Annotated in this window: 21 protein-coding genes and 1 pseudogene; all 22 read right to left on the reverse strand. The window is 45.1% G+C overall.

Going from position 1 to position 18577, the window contains the following annotated elements; genetic code table 11:
• Positions 1-48 precede the first annotated feature (48 nt).
• The 22 genes and pseudogenes from IKN49_02075 to IKN49_02180 all read right to left on the reverse strand — a co-directional run bounded on the left by IKN49_02075 (position 49) and on the right by IKN49_02180 (position 18496).
• Entirely contained in the window at positions 49-612 is a 564-nt protein-coding gene (locus tag IKN49_02075; protein ID MBR3631837.1) for an aminoacyl-tRNA hydrolase, read from the reverse strand.
• Between the two features lie 2 nt (positions 613-614).
• Positions 615-1289 (reverse strand): 50S ribosomal protein L25, encoded by a 675-nt coding sequence (locus IKN49_02080; GenBank protein ID MBR3631838.1) that lies wholly within the window; start codon positions 1287-1289, stop codon positions 615-617.
• Positions 1290-1315: 26 nt separating this feature from the next.
• A complete protein-coding gene (locus tag IKN49_02085; protein MBR3631839.1) occupies positions 1316-2260 on the reverse strand; it encodes a ribose-phosphate pyrophosphokinase in 945 nt (314 codons plus the stop codon).
• Positions 2253-3653, reverse strand: a complete 1401-nt coding sequence (gene glmU, locus IKN49_02090) for a bifunctional UDP-N-acetylglucosamine diphosphorylase/glucosamine-1-phosphate N-acetyltransferase GlmU (protein MBR3631840.1) — start codon at positions 3651-3653, stop codon at positions 2253-2255. The genes IKN49_02085 and glmU overlap by 8 nt, the downstream gene beginning before the upstream one ends.
• A gap of 85 nt (positions 3654-3738) precedes the next feature.
• Positions 3739-4218, reverse strand: a complete 480-nt coding sequence (locus tag IKN49_02095) for a prepilin-type N-terminal cleavage/methylation domain-containing protein (GenBank protein MBR3631841.1) — start codon at positions 4216-4218, stop codon at positions 3739-3741.
• Positions 4219-4397: 179 nt separating this feature from the next.
• Positions 4398-4835 carry a GDYXXLXY domain-containing protein gene (locus tag IKN49_02100; GenBank protein MBR3631842.1) on the reverse strand — a complete coding sequence of 146 codons (438 nt, stop codon included), beginning with the start codon at positions 4833-4835 and terminating at the stop codon, positions 4398-4400.
• Positions 4832-5800: a DUF2157 domain-containing protein gene (locus tag IKN49_02105; GenBank protein MBR3631843.1), complete on the reverse strand. Its 969-nt coding sequence runs from the start codon at positions 5798-5800 to the stop codon at positions 4832-4834. Before IKN49_02105 ends, IKN49_02100 begins: the two co-directional genes overlap by 4 nt.
• Before the next feature lie 23 nt (positions 5801-5823).
• Positions 5824-7062 carry a tRNA (N(6)-L-threonylcarbamoyladenosine(37)-C(2))-methylthiotransferase MtaB gene (gene mtaB / locus IKN49_02110; GenBank protein ID MBR3631844.1) on the reverse strand — a complete coding sequence of 413 codons (1239 nt, stop codon included), beginning with the start codon at positions 7060-7062 and terminating at the stop codon, positions 5824-5826.
• Positions 7059-7757 (reverse strand): 16S rRNA (uracil(1498)-N(3))-methyltransferase, encoded by a 699-nt coding sequence (locus tag IKN49_02115; GenBank protein ID MBR3631845.1) that lies wholly within the window; start codon positions 7755-7757, stop codon positions 7059-7061. The genes mtaB and IKN49_02115 overlap by 4 nt, the downstream gene beginning before the upstream one ends.
• A gap of 106 nt (positions 7758-7863) precedes the next feature.
• Positions 7864-8766, reverse strand: a complete 903-nt coding sequence (locus IKN49_02120; GenBank protein ID MBR3631846.1) for a DUF2807 domain-containing protein — start codon at positions 8764-8766, stop codon at positions 7864-7866.
• Positions 8767-8975: 209 nt separating this feature from the next.
• Positions 8976-10103 (reverse strand): sel1 repeat family protein, encoded by a 1128-nt coding sequence (locus IKN49_02125; GenBank protein ID MBR3631847.1) that lies wholly within the window; start codon positions 10101-10103, stop codon positions 8976-8978.
• A 4-nt stretch (positions 10104-10107) separates the two neighbouring features.
• Positions 10108-10917: a prohibitin family protein gene (locus IKN49_02130; protein ID MBR3631848.1), complete on the reverse strand. Its 810-nt coding sequence runs from the start codon at positions 10915-10917 to the stop codon at positions 10108-10110.
• Between the two features lie 18 nt (positions 10918-10935).
• Positions 10936-11349, reverse strand: coding sequence for an ATP synthase F1 subunit epsilon (gene atpC / locus IKN49_02135; protein ID MBR3631849.1), 414 nt, complete (start codon positions 11347-11349; stop codon positions 10936-10938).
• 2 nt (positions 11350-11351) lie between these two features.
• Positions 11352-12772: pseudogene (gene atpD, locus IKN49_02140) on the reverse strand (F0F1 ATP synthase subunit beta).
• A gap of 21 nt (positions 12773-12793) precedes the next feature.
• Positions 12794-13702, reverse strand: a complete 909-nt coding sequence (atpG, locus tag IKN49_02145; GenBank protein MBR3631850.1) for an ATP synthase F1 subunit gamma — start codon at positions 13700-13702, stop codon at positions 12794-12796.
• A gap of 8 nt (positions 13703-13710) precedes the next feature.
• Complete coding sequence (gene rfaD, locus IKN49_02150) at positions 13711-14640, reverse strand: ADP-glyceromanno-heptose 6-epimerase (GenBank protein ID MBR3631851.1); 930 nt, start codon at positions 14638-14640, stop codon at positions 13711-13713.
• Positions 14641-14649: 9 nt separating this feature from the next.
• A complete protein-coding gene (atpA, locus tag IKN49_02155) occupies positions 14650-16176 on the reverse strand; it encodes a F0F1 ATP synthase subunit alpha (GenBank protein MBR3631852.1) in 1527 nt (508 codons plus the stop codon).
• A gap of 13 nt (positions 16177-16189) precedes the next feature.
• Complete coding sequence (atpH, locus tag IKN49_02160) at positions 16190-16714, reverse strand: ATP synthase F1 subunit delta (protein ID MBR3631853.1); 525 nt, start codon at positions 16712-16714, stop codon at positions 16190-16192.
• Positions 16715-16718: 4 nt separating this feature from the next.
• Positions 16719-17216 (reverse strand): F0F1 ATP synthase subunit B, encoded by a 498-nt coding sequence (gene atpF / locus IKN49_02165; protein ID MBR3631854.1) that lies wholly within the window; start codon positions 17214-17216, stop codon positions 16719-16721.
• 20 nt (positions 17217-17236) lie between these two features.
• On the reverse strand, positions 17237-17464 hold the full coding sequence (gene atpE, locus IKN49_02170; protein ID MBR3631855.1) for an ATP synthase F0 subunit C: 228 nt from the start codon (positions 17462-17464) through the stop codon (positions 17237-17239).
• A gap of 33 nt (positions 17465-17497) precedes the next feature.
• On the reverse strand, positions 17498-18259 hold the full coding sequence (atpB, locus tag IKN49_02175; GenBank protein ID MBR3631856.1) for a F0F1 ATP synthase subunit A: 762 nt from the start codon (positions 18257-18259) through the stop codon (positions 17498-17500).
• 3 nt (positions 18260-18262) lie between these two features.
• Positions 18263-18496 (reverse strand): AtpZ/AtpI family protein, encoded by a 234-nt coding sequence (locus IKN49_02180; GenBank protein ID MBR3631857.1) that lies wholly within the window; start codon positions 18494-18496, stop codon positions 18263-18265.
• Between the last annotated feature and the right edge of the window lie 81 nt (positions 18497-18577).

Genomic DNA, 18577 nt, shown 5'->3' on the forward strand with positions numbered 1-18577 from the left:
TCATATTTTAGTCTAAACAACCACAAAAAACAAGAGATAAAAAGAGATTTAATTAAACTGGTTCATGGCCTTTTCTAGGCCGTCTTGCAGATAAATCTGAATAGCATCAGCGGCTTTTTTAACCGCGGTTTGTAAGACAGGTTCTTCTTCTTTGGTAAATTTGCCCAGCACAAAATCAGCTGCATCAAAATAGTCCGGTTTGGGGCCAATACCTACACGCAGACGCGCAATTTTGTCAGTACCGAGCTGTTCAATAATATGCTTCATGCCTTTTTGCCCCCCCGCAGAGCCGGACGGACGCAGGCGGATACCGCCTAGTTTTAGAGACATATCATCAAAACAAATTAATATGTTGGAAGGCGCTATCTTATAAAACCGGGCCAGCCCGCTAACGAGCTGACCCGATAAATTCATATACGTCATCGGCTTAGCCAAAAGTACATCTTGTCCGCCGATTACTACTTTGGCATACACTCCTGTATTTTGCCAAGACTGGAAATCCGCACCAAATCTCTCGGCCAATGCGTCCACTACTCTAAACCCGGCATTATGGCGGGTTTTTTCGTATTGGGCGCCCGGATTACCCAGTCCGGCAATGAGTGTATAACTCAAAGTTATTTCTTAGCAGCGTCGGCGTTCTTGGTCAGATTGCCGTCTGCATCTTTTTTGCCCTTAGTGGAAGAGCTTTCCGGTTGGGCATCAGCAGCTGCAGCAGGTGCGGCGGCCGGTTCTTCATCTTTCAAGATGGTCAAGTGTACCACCGGGGCTTGCGGATCGGTTACCAGTTCCACGCCTTCCGGCAATTTAATATCACCCGCGACAATACCGGTGTTAATGGTCATCGGGGTCATATCCACTTCAATTTCATGCGGGATTTTGCTGACCAAAGCGCGTACTTCGATTTCGCGCATAATGTGTTCTACCATGGCGCCATAGGCTTTTACGTCAGCAGATTCGCCAACGAGTTTCACAGGAACGACTACGTTCATCTTGTCTTTCAAAGATACACGTTGAAAGTCTGCGTGAATCGGCAAATCCGTTACCACGTGGAATTGTACTTCTTTGACCAACGCTTGTTCTTTACCTTCCGGTAATTCAATTTCTACGATGGTGTTTTTACCCGCTTTCATGATTTTTTCCAAATCTTTGCGGCTAACCGTGATGCTCACGGGTTCTTTATGTCCGCCATAAATAACGGCGGGTACGTTCTTTTCGGCGCGGATTTTGCTAAGTGCACCTTTAACGCCCAAGCCGGTTCTGACAGCGGCTTTAATGTTCATTTCTTCCATTTTTACTTCACTCCTTAATTATTAAATTAACTAAACATATCCCCAATAGAACGACCGTCGTGATTGCGTCTAATGGCGTCTGCCAAAATATACGATACAGACAGCGTTTCCACTTTGGGGCCCAAATCCCTAATTGGTAAGGAATCGGTGATGATTAATTTTTTAATAGCTGATTGATTAATTTTTTCTACCGCATCACGGGACAGGAGCCCGTGGGAACAAGCCGCATATACTTCACGTGCGCCTCGTTCTTTGATTTTATTGGCCACCGTAATCAAGGTGCCGGCGGTATCTACAATATCATCAAAAATGATGGCAATTTTGTCTTTGACGTCACCGATTACATTATAAACCACTGCCTCATTGGCTTTAGGACGGCGTTTATCAATAATAACCAGCCCCACATCCAGTCTGGCGGCGAATTTACGGGCGCGTTCTACTCCGCCCACATCCGGTGAAATTACCACTAAATCTTCCCGTTTGAAATCTTTGAAATATTCCAAAAATACACTGCGTGCACGCATATGGTCCACAGGAATATCAAAAAATCCCTGAATTTGGGCCGCATGCAAATCAAGCGTCATAATACGGTCCGCACCGGCCGTAGTAATTAAATTACTGGCTAGCTTGGCGGTTATGGGCACACGTGCGGTGACCTTACGGTCTGCCCGGGCATAGCCGAAATACGGAACTACTACGTTAATCCGCCCGGCACTGGCACGCTTAAAAGCATCCACCATAATCAAAAGTTCCATCAAATTTTCATTAACCGGCGGGCAAGTGGGCTGAATGATATAACAGTCATGGGCACGTACAGATTCCAAAATCTGCACATCTATTTCTCCGTCGGCAAAACGTTCTACACGTAATTTGCCTAATTCCATACCTAAATGGCCGGCAATTTTTTGAGCCAATGCCAAGTTGGCATTTCCGGAAAAAATACACAAATCTCCGTTGACAAGTTTAGTCATGTTTGACACCTTTGTTTTCTAATACAACCTGACGCGAGCGCGCAATAGCCAAAGAGCCTTCCGGTACTTCTTTGGTAATCGTGGAACCGGCGCCGATTTTACTGTACGGTTTTACTTCTACCGGTGCTACAAAATTAGTATTAGAGCCCACAAAACAATGGTCTCCGATAATCGTGCGGTGTTTTTTCTGCCCGTCATAGTTACAGGTAATCGTACCCGCACCGATATTTACCCCTTCACCCATATCGGTATCGCCGATATAGGTTAAGTGATTGACTTTAGAGCCCACCCCAATCACCGATTTTTTCACTTCGCAAAAATTGCCCACTTTGGCTTTGGTTTTTAGTTCGGCCCCCGGGCGCAAACGGGCATACGGTCCTACTTCGCAATTTTCAGCCACCAAGCTGTCGTCTAAATAACTACCCATGCGAATATTTACATGATCTGCCACGCGACAATTGCGAATCAGCACATTGCTTTCCAACAAGCAATTAGAGCCAATGACAGTATCCCCTTCTATATAACAATTTGGATAAATAGTAGTATCGGGGCCGATTTTGACCGAGGCCTGAATATAGGTTTCACTTGGATTAATCAGGCGCACACCGGCCGCCATCAATTTTTCATTGATCCGGGAGCGCATAATTTCATCCACTACCGCCAGTTCGGCGCGGCTGTTGACACCCAAAGACTCTTGTATATCCGCTAACGGAAAAACTTGTACCTCGTATTGAGAGTTATGGATCAAAGGCAAAGTGTCCGGCAAATAAAATTCTCGTTTAGGACCTTGTGGGGTTAATTTTTCCAAAGCCGGGACTAAAATATCGGAATGAAATATATAAATCCCCCCGTTGACTTCCGTAATGTTACGGGTTTTCTCATCGGTTTCCGATTCTTCCACAATGCGGCTAAAACTGCCGTTTTCATCTCTAACAATTCGGCCGTATCCCGTTGGATCAGACATTTGAATAGACAAAACGGAAGCCCCCGATTGCTGCATTTCAAATTCATAATGCATTTGGCGTAAGGTTTCGGGGCGGATCAACGGGACATCCCCATTTAATACCATAATATCTTCAAACTTAGGCAACAAAGGCAACGCCGCACGCACAGCACCGCCGGAACCATTTAATTCCTTTTGTTCGGCAAATACTACCGGAGCGGTAATACCCCAATTGGACAATTGGGCCGTTACTGTTTCTTTTACCAAAGAAGATTCATGACCTATTATGACACAAATTGTATCTGGATTTAATTGTTGGGCAGCCTGCAAACTATACGCAAGCATCGGTAAACCGCACACGGGGTGCAACGGTTTTGGGAGAGAAGACTTCATTCGGGTGCCTTTACCGGCCGCCAGAATGAGTACACATAAATTTTTTTGGGCTACCATTTTGTTTAACTCTTGCCTAAAAAAGATTACTGCTCAAATTTCGTATTTATATTATAGCAAATTAATGCCTGGTGTACAAAAGTGACTAGGGCTCTGTACAAGAACTGCTATTGCAATTAGTAAAACCTAGTGCTTTACATAAATTAACATTTCCGCTACAATCATTCAGAATTTTTCCATTTATGCTCCCATGTATATGTATATTTGATGAAGGAAGACTTGTAACATAAAATTCAACTCCATCATCTGTTCCGTATTGCCAATATTTTGTATTAAAACAAAAAATATCATCATTCAAACACGCGTCCCCCGTTAATAAAGGAGCAGGTGCTTCAAAATCGACAAATTCTGTATTAGAAGAAGAAGCACAGTCAGAAACCGGCCCCATTTCTAATACACATAATTTATATCCATCAGCAATAGCTTTTGAAATCATCTTAACTTCTGCAAAACGGCTTTTCATAACCGCTTTTTCATATTGCGGCAAAGCAATTGCGGATAAAATACCGATAATGAGTACAACAACTAACAATTCAATTAGTGTAAAACCTCTTTTCTTATTCATAATGTTTGACTCCTTAAATTTATTCGCCGTTGAACGCACCAAAAAACACACATATACGACTTAAAACGGCTACAATCAAAAAGGTACAAAAAAAAAAAGTAAGTGTCAAGGGTGGCCGTTTTTGACGAAACAAAAGACAGCATGTTACAAGGTTTCTAATACAATTTGCCATGTAACTATTACTGCTTGTTACTATCCAAAAAAGTTTCCCAGTCTTGCCCGTTAATCAATAATTCTTTGGCGATTGGAGACTGACCGGACAAATAAGCATAAACAACCTCAAAAAGATACTCTCGGTTGTGATAACGGAACAAATCGTCTAATGCTTTCGCCCGCACGTCCGATATATAAAAACGGCATTGACGGCCCCAACGGGCTTCTTGACAAAAATCTTTTTTAGGGCAAACGCCCTGTTCGTTAAATTGCGTGCAATCCGTACGCTCCCAATCAATCGTATAGGCAATATAATGCCCCGATAATAAATCTCGCGGGTCGTATCCGCTGATTACCACCTTGACCTCGCGGCCGTTTTCCCGTTGGACAGCCAACCAACCCGCCCAACTGGCTAAAATCAATAAAGGAAGCGTAAGCATACAGAGAAATAGGTACTTTTTCATTGGAATGCCTCCATGTTTTTAATATAGCGCAGGGTACGACGAAGCACATAAATAAATCCAAGCACCAGCAAACCTCCGGCAATAAAGGCCAGACCGGTAGTCCACAAAACGCCCATATTGGATATAAAAATCAAAAAGATATAGATTTCTACCAAAATGGCATTGCGCTTAAAAGGCCCCACTTGCCCTCCCCGCAAAGCTGTATACATACGAAAAGCCAAAAACCCAAACACAATAGCATGGGCGTATAATTGAGAGGATAAAGTTTTATTACAAAGCCCCCAATAACTACCGATATAAAATACCAAACAGTAAGCACTCCACAAGCACAAGCGAGCCGCGTTTTTAGATAGTTGGGTATAGGCCGCTATTTTCTCATGCAATAACTCCCCTGCCATATACAAACCGTAAAAACACAACAGCAAAATCAACTGGCATAAAGTTAATTCCTTAAAGAAAACCTCTATATATTTCTCAAACCGTTCAAAGGGCAATGCGCTTAAAATAATCACGAGCCAAGCTATATTGAAAAAGGAAGAACGCGTTAATATAATAAACGGTAAACTAAGCAAAGCCCAACCACAAGCAAAATTATGCCATCCGCCGTTCAAATGGAATATTTGTCCGATTAGACCAATCGTTCCGCCGACCATTAAAAAGCACAAAATGGCAAATAACTCCTTCCAACCGTTTCTTTTCTTTTGTGTGGTCTCATACAAACCGTAAATAAAACCGCCAAATATAGCAAAATCACATACTAATTTGAGCCAAGCGGGTAAAACCGCCCAATTGGCCGCTATTAATAAACAAATCCCCAGCCCTATGAGACTGCTTGCAATAATAAAAGCCGTATTCCAAAAAGTACGATTACTTTTTTGAGATTCAAAAGCAAGTATTTTATTCCGTTGCTCTGGTGTAATGATTTGTTGTTCAACCCATGTGTCTGTTTTTTTGGATAAAGACATTTTCGGCTCCTTTATTTGACGGTCTATTCATTATCCTTTGCCAAGCACCCTATACATAAATTGCCTTCCGTCCTATGGATACGGACTTTGATCAAACCATGCAATTGCTCGGAAGCATTTTCTATGAAAACTTGTTGGAAATTAGAAGTGACTCCGTGCATGCCCTGACCGCTATGCTCCTCTATAAACACCTCTTGTGTGGTATCCACGAGCGAGGCAGCAAAATCAGCACGCAATTTTTTATCCAATTCACGCAATTTTTCCGCCCGGGCCTTAATCACTTCCGGGGCCAGTTGCGGCCATGCAGCAGCCTTTGTGCCCGGACGCGGTGAATAACTAAATACGTGCAAGCCACATAGTTTTTGGCGTGCGATAAAATCGTAAGTGATTTGAAAATCTGCCTCTGTTTCCGTAGGAAACCCCGCTATTACATCGGCAAATACGCTAGCCCCCGGCACGCGGGCGCGCAGACTGGCCACTTTTTGGGCATATTGGGCGGTATTGTAATGGCGGTTCATCTCCGCTAGCACTTTATCGCAACCGCTTTGAAGCGGCAAATGCAAATAATTGCAAAAACGCGCCGGATACTTAGCCATCGCGCCGATTACACCATCCGTTACAGTTTGCAACTCAATAGAAGAGAAACGCACACGGAAATACCCCGGCATATGGGCGATATCCTCACACAAAGCCGCTAAATCTTTGCCGCTTTTTGGACATACATAATTACCGATGTTAATACCGGTCAGCACAATTTCGCCAAACCCTTTTTGTACCAAAGAAGCAATTTCCTGCAATACATCTTCCGAGGGTTTAGAACGTTTTTCCTTTCTGGCAAACGGCACAATACAATACGAACAAAAGCAATCACATCCGTCCTGTATTTTAATAAAAGCACGACTATGCCCTTCATGGCCGGACACCGTCCAGCACAAATCTTCCGTTCCAAACAATTTTTTCCCCAATTCATATTTTCCAATTAGTTCGGCCTGCGGAAAAAGTTCGCGAATATGTGCCGCATGCGCCGCCGCGTAGCAACCTGTCAACACTAAACGTGTGGTAGGATTGCGACGCAAAATTTGGCGGATTAATTTTTCCACATCCTTATCGGCCTGATGGGTAACGGTACACGTATTGAGCAAACATAAATCGGCCGTTTCCATAGGGCAAGGCGTCCAACCACGGGTGGAAAATGCCTCTAAAATGGCTTGGCTTTCCACTTGATTGACACGGCAACCGAATGTTTTTAGGAAAAATTTCATAATAATTTAGCGCACGCAGAAATACAGGCTGTCTCAGCTCGCAGAATATGCGGGCCGAGTGTCACCGGCAGTACGCCGTATTGCGCCGCTACGATAATTTCTTCATCTGTCCAGCCGCCGGCCGGACCAATATAAATGCTTAAGGTGGACGGCTTACCCAGTTTTTCCAGTCCCCAAGATAAAGTATGCGTTTCTTCGGCTTCATAGGCCAGTAAAGACGGGGTTTCCGGCCGGGCCACGCATTGCTCAAAATCAATCGGAGTTTTTAATACCGGAATTTCTCCACGGGAACATTGTTTACAAGCCGATATAATAATTTGCTGCCAACGTTCCTGTTTCTGTTCCCATTTCTTCAGCAAATCATATTCACTGCGCGCGGTATAAATCGGTTGAAAAGAGCAAACCCCCAGTTGCGTACATTTATCCAGTACATCTTCTAAGGTAGTGCGGGAGGTCGGGGCAAAGCATAACTCTACCGCTAAAGCAGAGCGTTTGATTTCCAAGCGTGTAATCAGCTCGCCGCGGATAAAATTTTTCTGCACGCGGGTAATACGGGCGGTGTACTGCTTACCTTTCCCGTCAAACACTTTGATTTCGTCCCCTTCTGTATGACGCGCCACGCCCGACACATGATGGGCTTCGGCACCTTCTATAAAAAATTCGGTTTCTTTAATATCAGCTAAAAATTGCGGCATATAAGCTCCTGCTTATATTTTAGTAAATTCAGTTTTCACAAGAAAGTATATGCATAAAAATTCCCCGCCTGGTTTTACAAGCGGGGGATCTTTTAACAAAATTTTCTTAGCTGTTTTTACGCACAAGCCCCTTACCGGAACGATTGATTTCACGCGGCCAACCCCGATATTCTACGACGCCGCGCTTTTCGGTCTGTGCATTGAGCGTCCCTTCCACCCGCACTCCAATATGTGCTGAATTGCCCGCCATAACATCGGCATTATTTGCTTGCAAAGTGCTGGCTTTTACCTCACTGCGGTCACGGGCAGTTAAGGAAGCGCTATCTGTTTTTCCCTTTAATTCTATTTCTGCGGCTTGTTTGGTTTCAGCCACTACAGAATTGCCGGTTAAACCGGAAATAGAAATATCGGAGCGGTTATGCGCCAAGGCATGCACCTGTTCACAGCTAAGCCGTTGGGCATCTACGGAAGATTTATCGGCTGTTTCTATATGTAAAAATTGGCAAGTTAACTCTCCCACATCCACCTCGGCATCTCCTTGGGTATGAATCTTTACGGTGTTGGCTTGCAAAGCATCTATTTCCACTTCTGTCTTTCCGTCTGCCCAAATGGTCAGTTCCGTCACATTCAACGAGCCTACCACTTGGACCTCTCCCTGTTCTTTTACTTCAATATGCGCCAAAGAAGGGGCTAATACCAATACCCGCAAGTGGTGATCTCCCACTACCACAACCGGTTCCTTATAGTGGATAAACAAAGCACCCCCTTCACTCTTTACCTCTACTAAATCCACCAAATTATTCGGCCCGAATAGAGATACCGTGTAATTTTCATCTTCAATTTGTTGGAAATCTACCTCGGTCTGTCCGCTAACGGACAGGCCAGTAAAAGCCGCTACAGGGCCGATTTCCTTGCCGCGGTGCTGATCACTGCCGGTTACTATAAGCGGCTTAGCGTGGATGTTCAGCGCACACGTGCATAAAAATACGAACCACATTATTTTTTTCATGTTTCCCCCTTGTGCTATTTAGAGCAACTGTAAAGTAGTTTATCGTAGCAAAATAGCCAAAGGGTTTCACTGTACTTTTTTTGATTAGATTTCCAATCCCCGCCAAACACCTCCTGACTTTTCCATTATTAGAAGGGAATGCCGGCATTTCTACATAAAAAATCCTCCGGACTAAATCGGAGGATATCTATTGAGTGAGTTATAAAAAATTAGTGCATTTGTGTCAGTAAGGCCGCCGCTTGTTCATTTCCGTTGTCGCGCGCCTGTTGCAACCACCGGCGTGCTTCATTGCGGTTGGCTTTGACCCCAATACCGCGGTAATAGGATTGCCCCAGCACATATTGAGCATCCGCATGGCCTAATTCTGCCGCCTGCTTAAAAGAAGACATAGCCGCCCGAATATTCTTGGCGGTACCTTGGCCCTGCATTTGCATAATTCCGCGCATATACAAACCGCCGGCATGATTTTGCTGGGCCGCTAAGTCAAACCACCGAAAGGCGATTTGATATTCTTCCGGATTTTGGGCCATTTGGTAAATACGGTCCCCTACTTCATACTGAGCACGGGCATCGGCCCCTTCGGCCGCTTTCTGTAAATATTCCAAGGCTTTTAGTTCGTCTAATCGAGTTGGGACCATGTACCACTGATACAAGGCATATTGCGCTTGCGGCACATTTGAATCAGCCAGTTTTTTGTACCATGCCTCGGCCTGCTCGTCATTTTTTTCCAAAGCGTCCCCATTCTGATAGGCCTCTGCTAAAACAAGTGTTTCTGCATTAACCTCCGATTGCGCTTTTTGCTCCAACTCGACTAATTGTTTAACTCGGTCAACCAGTCCCGGATTTTCACTTTGTAATTGCTCTAAAGCAGCTTGTGCATCCGGATCGTTTTGGGCACTGGCTTTTATCCACCACCAAGCCGCTTGTCCAAGATGCTCGGGCAGATTTTCGGTACCTGTTTGATATAGACGCCCCAAAGCATACTGGGTCGGTGCATAATTTTTTGCCGCCGCCAACTTCAAATAAGAAACGCCGGAATCTATATCCCGCTCCAGTTTTTCCCCTGTTAAATAGAGCTGCGCCAGCTCATAGGCAGCCGCGCCATCTCCCTGTGCGGCCGCTTTTTGATACCATGCCACCGCTTGCGACACGTCCGGAGTGATTACTTCTCCTGCCAAATAGGCTTGTGCCACTTGCATTTGTGCGGCGGCTTGCCCTTGACGGGCTTGAGCCAATGCAGCCTCAAAGGCTTTGCGTTGGGGGCTTTTATATAACACCCCGTACACAATGGCCCCGATAACAGCCGCCGCTACCATGCATCTTAACAAGGTTTTCATGAATTTATTTTACCATGACAAAGGGCATTTCGCCGCCAGCCATATACGTCGGCATGCGGCCATCCCATTTCTCAATGGCTTTCAGTTGTGCTTCCACTTGGCGCAGTTTAATCAAGTTGTCGGATACCACTTCGCGTTGCAAACGCAACGATTTGGCTTCGGCTTCTGCCTGCAAGATTTTCTGCTCGGCTTCTTTTTTCACTTTTTCCACTAAATTGGTCGCACGTTTGGCTTCTTGTTCGGCAATTTGTTTCTCTTCTACGGCTTTCAAAAATTGCGGAGAAAAATCAAAGTCCGTAATGGCGATGTCCGATACAATCACTTGTTTTTCGTTCATTTTAGACTTCAAAATTTCATCTAGTTCCTGCGCCACTTGTACCCGGTTAGAAATTACTGCTTCGGCGGAATATTTTGCTAGTACGGCTTTAGTCCATTCTTCCACCATAGGACGTAACACCGTGTTGGTATAATCCGGGCCTAAGTTGCGATAAATAGAAATAATCGTATCGGGCAGAATGCGGTGGTTAATAGCCAAGGTTAATTTCACCGTCTGCAAGTCTTTTGAAAAAGCTTCTGTTTGGAAAGAATCTTTTTTAATACGCACGGAGAATTTTTCCACTTGGTCCACAAACGGAATTTTGGTATGGATACCTTCCGTATAAGAGTCCACTATTTTACCGAAGCGCAACTTGACTGCTACGCTGCCCGCCGGTACCGTGAAATAAGAACCCAAGGCGATGACCAGAAAGAACCCGAAAATCACCACCCATATTAATCCTATTACTGCTTTTGCTTCATTGCTGACATTTCGCATAATTTCTCCTTGTTAATTTTAACCTAAGTGACGGTGTTTTACTTTCATACGGGCCAAAGCCTGTTTGATTTCCAACTCCGCCAATTCAAAATCAATATCCGCATCTTTGCGGGAAAGAGATTCTTTGGCACGTTTGATTTTTTGTTTTTCTTCTTCCTCATCTATCTCGTCTACCAAATCGGCCCCTTCCGCAAATATATTAACTTCTTCACGCATAATTTCCGCAAAGCCGCCCAAGACGGCAAATTCGTTTTCCGTATCGTTTTCTTTGTAACGCAAAGAACCAAATCCCAGTTGCACCACCATGGGAATATGCCCCGGCAATACTCCCATTTCTCCCGATAAAGTAGGCAATACAACAGACTGTATCGGCAAGTCCTTGAGCAACTGTTTTTGCGGAGTAATTAAATTAAGCGTAAAGGTTTTGGGCATACTTATTCGTCTTTATCCTTGATTTTTTCGTAATTGGCGAGCACATCTTCTATGCCGCCGCACATAAAGAAACAGGACTCCGGAATATGATCGTATTTCCCTTCCACAATCCCTTTGAAAGAAGCGATTGTATCGGCCAATTTAACATATTTTCCGGGACGGCCTGTAAATTGCTCACCCACCGCAAACGGCTGGGATAAAAACTTTTGAATTTTTCTGGCGCGGTTAACGGTATTTTTGTCTTCATCGGACAATTCGTCCATACCCAAGATGGCAATAATATCTTGCAAGTCTTTGTATTTCTGCAAAATACGACGCACTTCCTGTGCCACGTGATAGTGCTCTTCCCCGATGACCCGCGGATCTAAAATGCGGGAGGTAGATTCCAAAGGATCTACGGCCGGATAAATACCTAAACTAGCCAGCGAACGCGACAATACAGAAGTAGCGTCCAAGTGAGAGAAGGTAGCCGCTACACCGGGGTCGGTCAAGTCATCGGCCGGCACATACACGGCCTGAATGGATGTAATAGCACCTTTTTTGGTAGAGGTGATACGCTCCTGTAAATTACCGATTTCGGTATTTAAAGTGGGCTGATACCCTACGGCTGAAGGCATACGCCCCAGCAAGGCAGATACTTCGGAATTTGCCAACACAAAACGGAAAATATTATCCAAGAACAATAATACGTCTTGTCCTTTTTCATCGCGGAAATATTCTGCTTGCGTCAAAGCCGTCAAGGCCACTTTAGCACGAGAGCCGGGAGGTTCATTCATTTGCCCATACACAAGTACAGTTTTATCTAATACAGTGCTTCCGTCGCTAAGTTTAGTTTCTTGCAATTCACCCCACAAATCGTTTCCCTCGCGGCTTCGTTCGCCCACCCCGCCAAAAACAGAACTGCCGTGGTGTTCACGTGCCACGTTGTTAATCAATTCCATAATCAGCACCGTTTTGCCTACACCGGCTCCGCCGAACAGTCCTACCTTTCCGCCCTTCATATACGGAGCAATTAAATCTACCACTTTAATACCTGTTTCAAAAAGTTCCGGAGTAGGATTTTGATCTTGCAAAGAAGGCGGATTACGGTGAATCGGCATTTTTTTGACGGCTTTAATTTCGCCACGGTGATCCTGCGGTTTGCCCAATACATTCATCAGTCTGCCTAAGCAACCCTCGCCTACCGGAACTTGCAACGGACCGCCCGTATCGCGCGCTTGTGCTCCCCGTTGCAAACCGTCCGTGCTCTCCAAGGCCACACAACGCACCATACCGTCCCCTAATTGCTGGGCAACTTCGGCCACAATGACTTGCTTTTCAGACAATTGAATTTCAATAGCATTTCAATCGCCGGCAGTTCTCCACCGTCAAATTGTATATCTACGGCAGCTCCAATTACTTGGCTGACTTTTCCGGTATTCATAATTTATTCTCCGCTTCAAAATTAACCGTTCAAGGCTTCGGCCCCGTTCACGATGTCCAAAATTTCATTGGTAATGCCGGCTTGACGTACTTTGTTGAGTTTTACACCCAACGCTTCGGCCAATTCTCCGGCGTTCTTGCTGGCCGCGTCCATGGCATTCATGGTGGCCGCCAAGTTGGCAGCTTGGCTCTCCAGCAAGATACGATACATATTTGCTTTTATCAGGCGAGGAACTAATGCGTGGAATATTTCCTTAATACTGGGCTCAAATAAAAATTCCGTTTGATCCTCTTTTTCCTGTACCATCGGCCAAGCAGCAAAAGGCAACATCGTTGACTGCACCAGCTGTTGGCTTCCCATCGATTTGAAATCATTGTACAGCAAAGTTACGGAAGACAAATTCTGTTCAAAATACTCTTTCAAAACAGCCTCTCCCAATAACTCCGCATGGGCATAAGTAACCTTTGGAAAAATCCCTACGCTACTATAGACAATATGGATATTTTCCCGTCGGAAACGACTGATAAAATCTTTGCCTTTTTTACCGATACAAAACACAAAAACATCTTGTTCTTGATGTTCTTTTAAGAAGGCAACCGCCGCGCGTAAAATCACCGCGTTAAAAGAACCTGCCAGTCCTTTGTCACCGGTAATAACGATTAAGCCCAATCTGTTGGGATCTGCGGTTTTGTTGACTAACAAACGAGAAGCCCAACTCTCTTTCACGTCTTCCTGCTCCGGTAACGCCAGTACTTCTTGTTTCAAATCCCCCACCATCTCCAGCATTTTTTTAGCAAACGGACGAGCCTGTTCCATCGCTTGTTGCGCTTTACGAATGCGCGCGCTGGAAATCATCTTCATGGTTTGCATGATTTGCTGGGTAGAGCGAATGGCCTTGATATTTTGGCGTATATCGCGCAACGATTCCATAACAATCCTTAATTTTCTTTTTTACCTTCCAAAATAGCCACATAATCTGCGATGGCTGCTTCTAGAGTAAAGTCGGGCGTATAGCCTGTTTTCTCTTTGGCAAGACTCATATCGGCTTCTGTTTTGTTTTGGAAGAACGGATACGGATTATCGATATATTCCGGTTCCAAATTCGTACCCAGTTCATGATTTAAGCAATTAATAATGTCATTATAACTGCGGGCAATCCCCGTGGCAGCATTGAGTACACAAGTTTCTTTGCCGTTTTTCATGGCGCATAAATTGGCTTTGACAATATCTTTTACGTACACAAAATCACGCATTTGTTCGCCGTTTTTAAACACGCGCGGGCGTTTGCCTTCTTTCATTTGTTTATACAACTGATACACCATGCTGGCCATTTTGCCCTTGTAATATTCCCCCGGGCCAAACACATTAAAATAACGCAAACCGATGATCTTCATATCTTGGTGGTCTTGCGAAAATTTGCGTGCCAAATTATCATCAATGACTTTCGAAAAACCATACACATTTTCCGGATGGGTCGGTTGCGTTTCTTTCATCGGCACCGCTCCGTTACCATAGGTGGCGGCAGAGGAAGCATAAACTACTTTGCGGATTTCATTTTCAGCCGCATAATTCAAAATATTGCGAAATGCCTCTACATTCTGGCGCATCATTTCGAGTTGGTCCATCACGGTAGTATCGGTAATAGCTGCCTCGTGGAAAATACCGTCATAATAATCCGGCTCCGGCAATTCTTCAAACAAATTAATTCCGTACACATCGCCCTTAAAACCAATTAAATTTTTGAAATGGCCATTGTGCTTAAAATCGTCCACTACGGTTACTTCGTGGCCTTGTGCCTCCAAAGTTTTGGCAATATTACTGCCGATAAAGCCAGCACCGCCGGTTACTAAATATTTTTTCTTATCCATAAATATCTCCTATTTATTGCCTTTGAAAATTTCTTGGAACTTTGTCAACGCATCATCTATTTGAACCGTTAAATCATCGGTCAATTCGCTTGCTGTATCCAGTGCGTCCATGAGCTCTTTCTGTTGTGCGTCTGCCCATGCTAACAGTTGTTTTTCATATGCACGGACATTTTCAACTGCCACACTATCGGTATATCCGTGCACGCCTGCATACAATACCAAGATTTGCTGACTTAGACGCATGGGTTGATATTGGTCTTGCTTTAGCAGTTCGCTCATGCGTTTGCCGCGTTCGATTTGGCGTTGGGATTCTTTGTCTAGTTCAGAACCAAACTGCGCAAACCCGGCCAGCTCTTGATATTGTGACATATCTACGCGCAATGTACCTGCCACTTTGCGCATGGTTTTGCGTTGAGCCGAACCGCCCACGCGGGAAACAGATAACCCCACATTAATAGCCGGTTTGGTACCGCTTAAAAACAAACTGCTTTCCAAATAAATTTGTCCGTCCGTAATAGAAATTACGTTAGTCGGAATATAGGCAGAAACGTCATTGGCCTGCGTTTCAATAATAGGCAGTGCCGTCAAGGAGCCGCCGCCGTTTTCTTGCGATAATTTGCACGCACGTTCTAACAGGCGGGAATGCAAATAAAAGACGTCTCCGGGGTATGCTTCGCGGCCGGGAGGACGGCGCAGCAGCAAAGACATTTGACGATACGCCTGTGCATGTTTAGACAAATCATCATACACAATCAGCACATCTTTGCCTTTCCACATAAAATATTCCCCGATTGCACATCCGGCATAGGGAGCAATGTATAAGAGAGAAGCCGGATCTGCCGCCGTAGCAGCTACCACGGTGGTATATTCCATCGCTCCGAAATCTTGCAAGGTTTTCACCACTTGTGCAACGGTACTGTTTTTCTGTCCGACAGCAACGTAAATACATAAACAACGTTGCTCTTTTGGCAAATTCTTTTGGTTGATAATAGCATCAATAGCAATAGCTGTTTTACCGGTTTGACGGTCTCCGATGATTAGTTCGCGCTGTCCTTTACCAATAGGCACCAAGGCATCTACCGCCTTCAAGCCGGTTTGCAAAGGTTGTTTTACCGGTTGGCGCTCTACGATACCCGGAGCAACAATATCCAGCGGCATATTTTTTTCTGACGGGATTTCTCCTTTACCGTCTAACGGACGCCCTAACGGATCTACTACCCGTCCGATGATTTGTTCGCCTACCGGGATGCTGATAACTTCCCCGGTGCGTTTCACGGTAGCACCCTCTTGTACCTGATCGTCCGGCCCCATTAATACGCAGCCGACGTTATCATATTCCAGGTTCATGGCCATGCCTTTAATGCCGTGGCCAAAATCCACCAGCTCAGATGCTTTCACCTCTTTGAGCCCGTACACACGCGCAATACCGTCACCCACCTGAATGACAGTACCTACTTCACTCAGATCTGCCCGTGTATCAAAATTTTTTATTTTTTCTTCAATAATATTGGTTATTTCTTCCGGTCTTATCGCCATAATCGCACCGTAATTATCTGGTTAATTCTTCTTGCAATTTTTCAAAACGTCCCTGTACAGAACCGTCTAACAACGTATCTCCCATACGCACCCGCAAACCACCTAAAAGTTCCGGTTTGACGGCAAATTGGCCTTGAATTGTTTTGCCGGTGAATTTTCCTAACGTCTGTTCCACCCGCTCTTGTTGGGCTTTGCTTAGTTCAAAGGCTGTTTCCACATGGGCCCGCATTACACCCATGCGCTCGTCTAATAGTTGCTGGGTTTGCGACACACAGGCCGCTAATAAATAATATCGCTTCGCCTCCAGCAACGTCTCAATAAACTGCGCCGCTATCCGCTCCGTTACTACCTCTGAAACAAATTCTTTTTTCTGTTTCAATGGAACCGACGGATCCTGCATATAACCGGCAGCACGCTCCAGTAGCGCAGCGGCTTGTGCCAAATTTTTACACACGAAAGCCGCCTGTTCTGCATCAGGACTTAGTGCATCCAATGCGCGGGCATAACGACGAGCTAAAATGCGGTCTGTACTTTTCATATCTTTATACGCGGGAGCTAATATCGTTTAATACTTGCTCCACCAGTTGCTCCGAAGCAGAAGCATTGAGTTGTTGTTGCGTCAAACGTTGCGCTGCCAGTAATGCCGTGCGGGCAATCTGGGTACGCGCCTCTTTCAACGCTTTTTCCTTTTCCGCTTCTATCTGTTCTTTTGCCTGAGCTAATAAATGCGCCGCTTGTTCTTGCGTTTGCGCCAATAATTGCTCTTTTTGAGTGTTGCCGATGGCCACCGCTTCTTGGATTTTTTGAGCGGCTTGCTGCGAAATATGTTGCAACTTTTCATCTAGGGCTTGTTTGAGTTGCTCAGCTTCCGCACGTGCCTGAGCCGCCGCCGTTTGATTATCCGCAATTTGCTTTTCACGGCGATCCAAAGCCGCTATCAGGCCTTTCCATGCCAGCTTATGCAATAACCACACCAGTAGCAAAAAATTGACAACTGTTAGCGCCAAAACCCCAAAATCTGGATTTAATAATTGATCCATATCCCCTGCCTATTGGGCAATTACATGACCATGGTTAATAAACAAATGACCAGACCCAACATCGCGGCCCCTTCCAACAAAGCGGCGATAATAATCATGGTCGTGCGGATGCTGTTACCGGCTTCCGGTTGACGGGCCGTTCCTTCCAAGGCCGCAGTACCGATTTTACCCAGTCCCAATCCGGCTCCGATTACCGTTAGTCCGGCTCCGATACCGGCCGCGATAAATTTCAATGCAGTAAGTTCCATACGTTTCTCTCCTTTTGCGGTTTCCCGCGTAAATTAATGCGAATGAATCACAAGTCCAACATAAATTGACGTCAGTAGCGTAAATACATACGCCTGTAAAAATGCTACCAACAATTCCAAAAACGTCATAAAAATCTCAAGGCCCATCGCAGGGATGGCCGAGCCGACGCCGGCTATTTTGCTCATTTGTCCGATGATAAAAACGATTAACAATAAGCTAAGCAACACCATATGCCCCGAAAGCATATTGGCAAACAAACGAATAGCCAACACGCAAACACGAATGAGTAAGCTGATTACTTCCAGCGGGAAAATAAGCGGCACGAGCCACCACGGTGTCCCGCCGGGGACAAAGGTTTTAATAAAACCGACCGGCCCGTGAAATTTAATACCGCAATATACAATTAACGCGCCGGAACAAAGGGCCAGTCCTCCCGTTACCGAAATGTTAGAAGTAATGGTTTTGACTTCCGGAATTAAGCCGGCTAAATTAGAAAATAAAATAAACAGGAAAAGTGTGCAAAAGTAAGACAAAAAGGTTTTCCCTTCCACGCCCATACCGGGGATGACAATACCGTCGCGCATAAAACCCACATACTCTTCCCCAGCGGTACGCATTAGGCGGGCAAACACGCTCTTCCCCTGGCGGGACAACAACCATCCCGTTAGCAAAAGGATGATACTAATGCAAAACATGGTAACAGTATGCGCCGTCAAAGGTAGATGAATCGTACCTAACATGACCCCAAAATCGTGGTCCAAAATATGATGCGCAATCGTTTGAGATACTTCCATGTATTAAGATCCTTTCCGTTTGTCTTGTGTGGCTAGGCGGCGCGCTTCTTTGATGACGATATACATCCCCAGCGCAAAGCCCAGTAGCACTCCTGCTAAAATCCCCCACGGAGTAGTCTGCCAATGTTTATCGGCCCAAAAGCCGCCCGCTGTGCCTAGTGCCACCGCAGTGGCAAATTCTAAACCAAGGGTAGTAATGGCAACAGTATCTTGTGCGTTAAACGGCCCCATACGCATGACAAATCTCCTCTCGCAACAGGGGATACTTATATTATAAAAAAAATCCGCCAAAAATGCAGGGGATGTTTTAGGGGAGAA

It is taken from the genome of Elusimicrobiaceae bacterium (assembly GCA_017528825.1).
GTDB lineage: Bacteria > Elusimicrobiota > Elusimicrobia > Elusimicrobiales > Elusimicrobiaceae > Avelusimicrobium.

What these genes read in the sequence shown, in the direction of transcription:
- IKN49_02125 (MBR3631847.1), bottom strand. Translation starts at nt 10,103, where the DNA reads ATGAAAACCTTGTTAAGATGCATGGTAGCGGCGGCTGTTATCGGGGCC.
- IKN49_02080 (MBR3631838.1), bottom strand. Translation starts at nt 1,289, where the DNA reads ATGGAAGAAATGAACATTAAAGCCGCTGTCAGAACCGGCTTGGGCGTT.
- atpG (MBR3631850.1), bottom strand. Translation starts at nt 13,702, where the DNA reads ATGGAATCGTTGCGCGATATACGCCAAAATATCAAGGCCATTCGCTCT.
- IKN49_02095 (MBR3631841.1), bottom strand. Translation starts at nt 4,218, where the DNA reads ATGAATAAGAAAAGAGGTTTTACACTAATTGAATTGTTAGTTGTTGTA.
- IKN49_02085 (MBR3631839.1), bottom strand. Translation starts at nt 2,260, where the DNA reads ATGACTAAACTTGTCAACGGAGATTTGTGTATTTTTTCCGGAAATGCC.
- glmU (MBR3631840.1), bottom strand. Translation starts at nt 3,653, where the DNA reads ATGGTAGCCCAAAAAAATTTATGTGTACTCATTCTGGCGGCCGGTAAA.
- IKN49_02180 (MBR3631857.1), bottom strand. Translation starts at nt 18,496, where the DNA reads ATGCGTATGGGGCCGTTTAACGCACAAGATACTGTTGCCATTACTACC.
- rfaD (MBR3631851.1), bottom strand. Translation starts at nt 14,640, where the DNA reads ATGGATAAGAAAAAATATTTAGTAACCGGCGGTGCTGGCTTTATCGGC.
- atpB (MBR3631856.1), bottom strand. Translation starts at nt 18,259, where the DNA reads ATGGAAGTATCTCAAACGATTGCGCATCATATTTTGGACCACGATTTT.
- mtaB (MBR3631844.1), bottom strand. Translation starts at nt 7,062, where the DNA reads ATGAAATTTTTCCTAAAAACATTCGGTTGCCGTGTCAATCAAGTGGAA.
- atpA (MBR3631852.1), bottom strand. Translation starts at nt 16,176, where the DNA reads ATGGCGATAAGACCGGAAGAAATAACCAATATTATTGAAGAAAAAATA.
- atpF (MBR3631854.1), bottom strand. Translation starts at nt 17,216, where the DNA reads ATGGATCAATTATTAAATCCAGATTTTGGGGTTTTGGCGCTAACAGTT.
- IKN49_02100 (MBR3631842.1), bottom strand. Translation starts at nt 4,835, where the DNA reads ATGAAAAAGTACCTATTTCTCTGTATGCTTACGCTTCCTTTATTGATT.
- atpE (MBR3631855.1), bottom strand. Translation starts at nt 17,464, where the DNA reads ATGGAACTTACTGCATTGAAATTTATCGCGGCCGGTATCGGAGCCGGA.
- atpH (MBR3631853.1), bottom strand. Translation starts at nt 16,714, where the DNA reads ATGAAAAGTACAGACCGCATTTTAGCTCGTCGTTATGCCCGCGCATTG.
- IKN49_02120 (MBR3631846.1), bottom strand. Translation starts at nt 8,766, where the DNA reads ATGAAAAAAATAATGTGGTTCGTATTTTTATGCACGTGTGCGCTGAAC.
- IKN49_02115 (MBR3631845.1), bottom strand. Translation starts at nt 7,757, where the DNA reads ATGCCGCAATTTTTAGCTGATATTAAAGAAACCGAATTTTTTATAGAA.
- IKN49_02130 (MBR3631848.1), bottom strand. Translation starts at nt 10,917, where the DNA reads ATGCGAAATGTCAGCAATGAAGCAAAAGCAGTAATAGGATTAATATGG.
- atpC (MBR3631849.1), bottom strand. Translation starts at nt 11,349, where the DNA reads ATGCCCAAAACCTTTACGCTTAATTTAATTACTCCGCAAAAACAGTTG.
- IKN49_02105 (MBR3631843.1), bottom strand. Translation starts at nt 5,800, where the DNA reads ATGTCTTTATCCAAAAAAACAGACACATGGGTTGAACAACAAATCATT.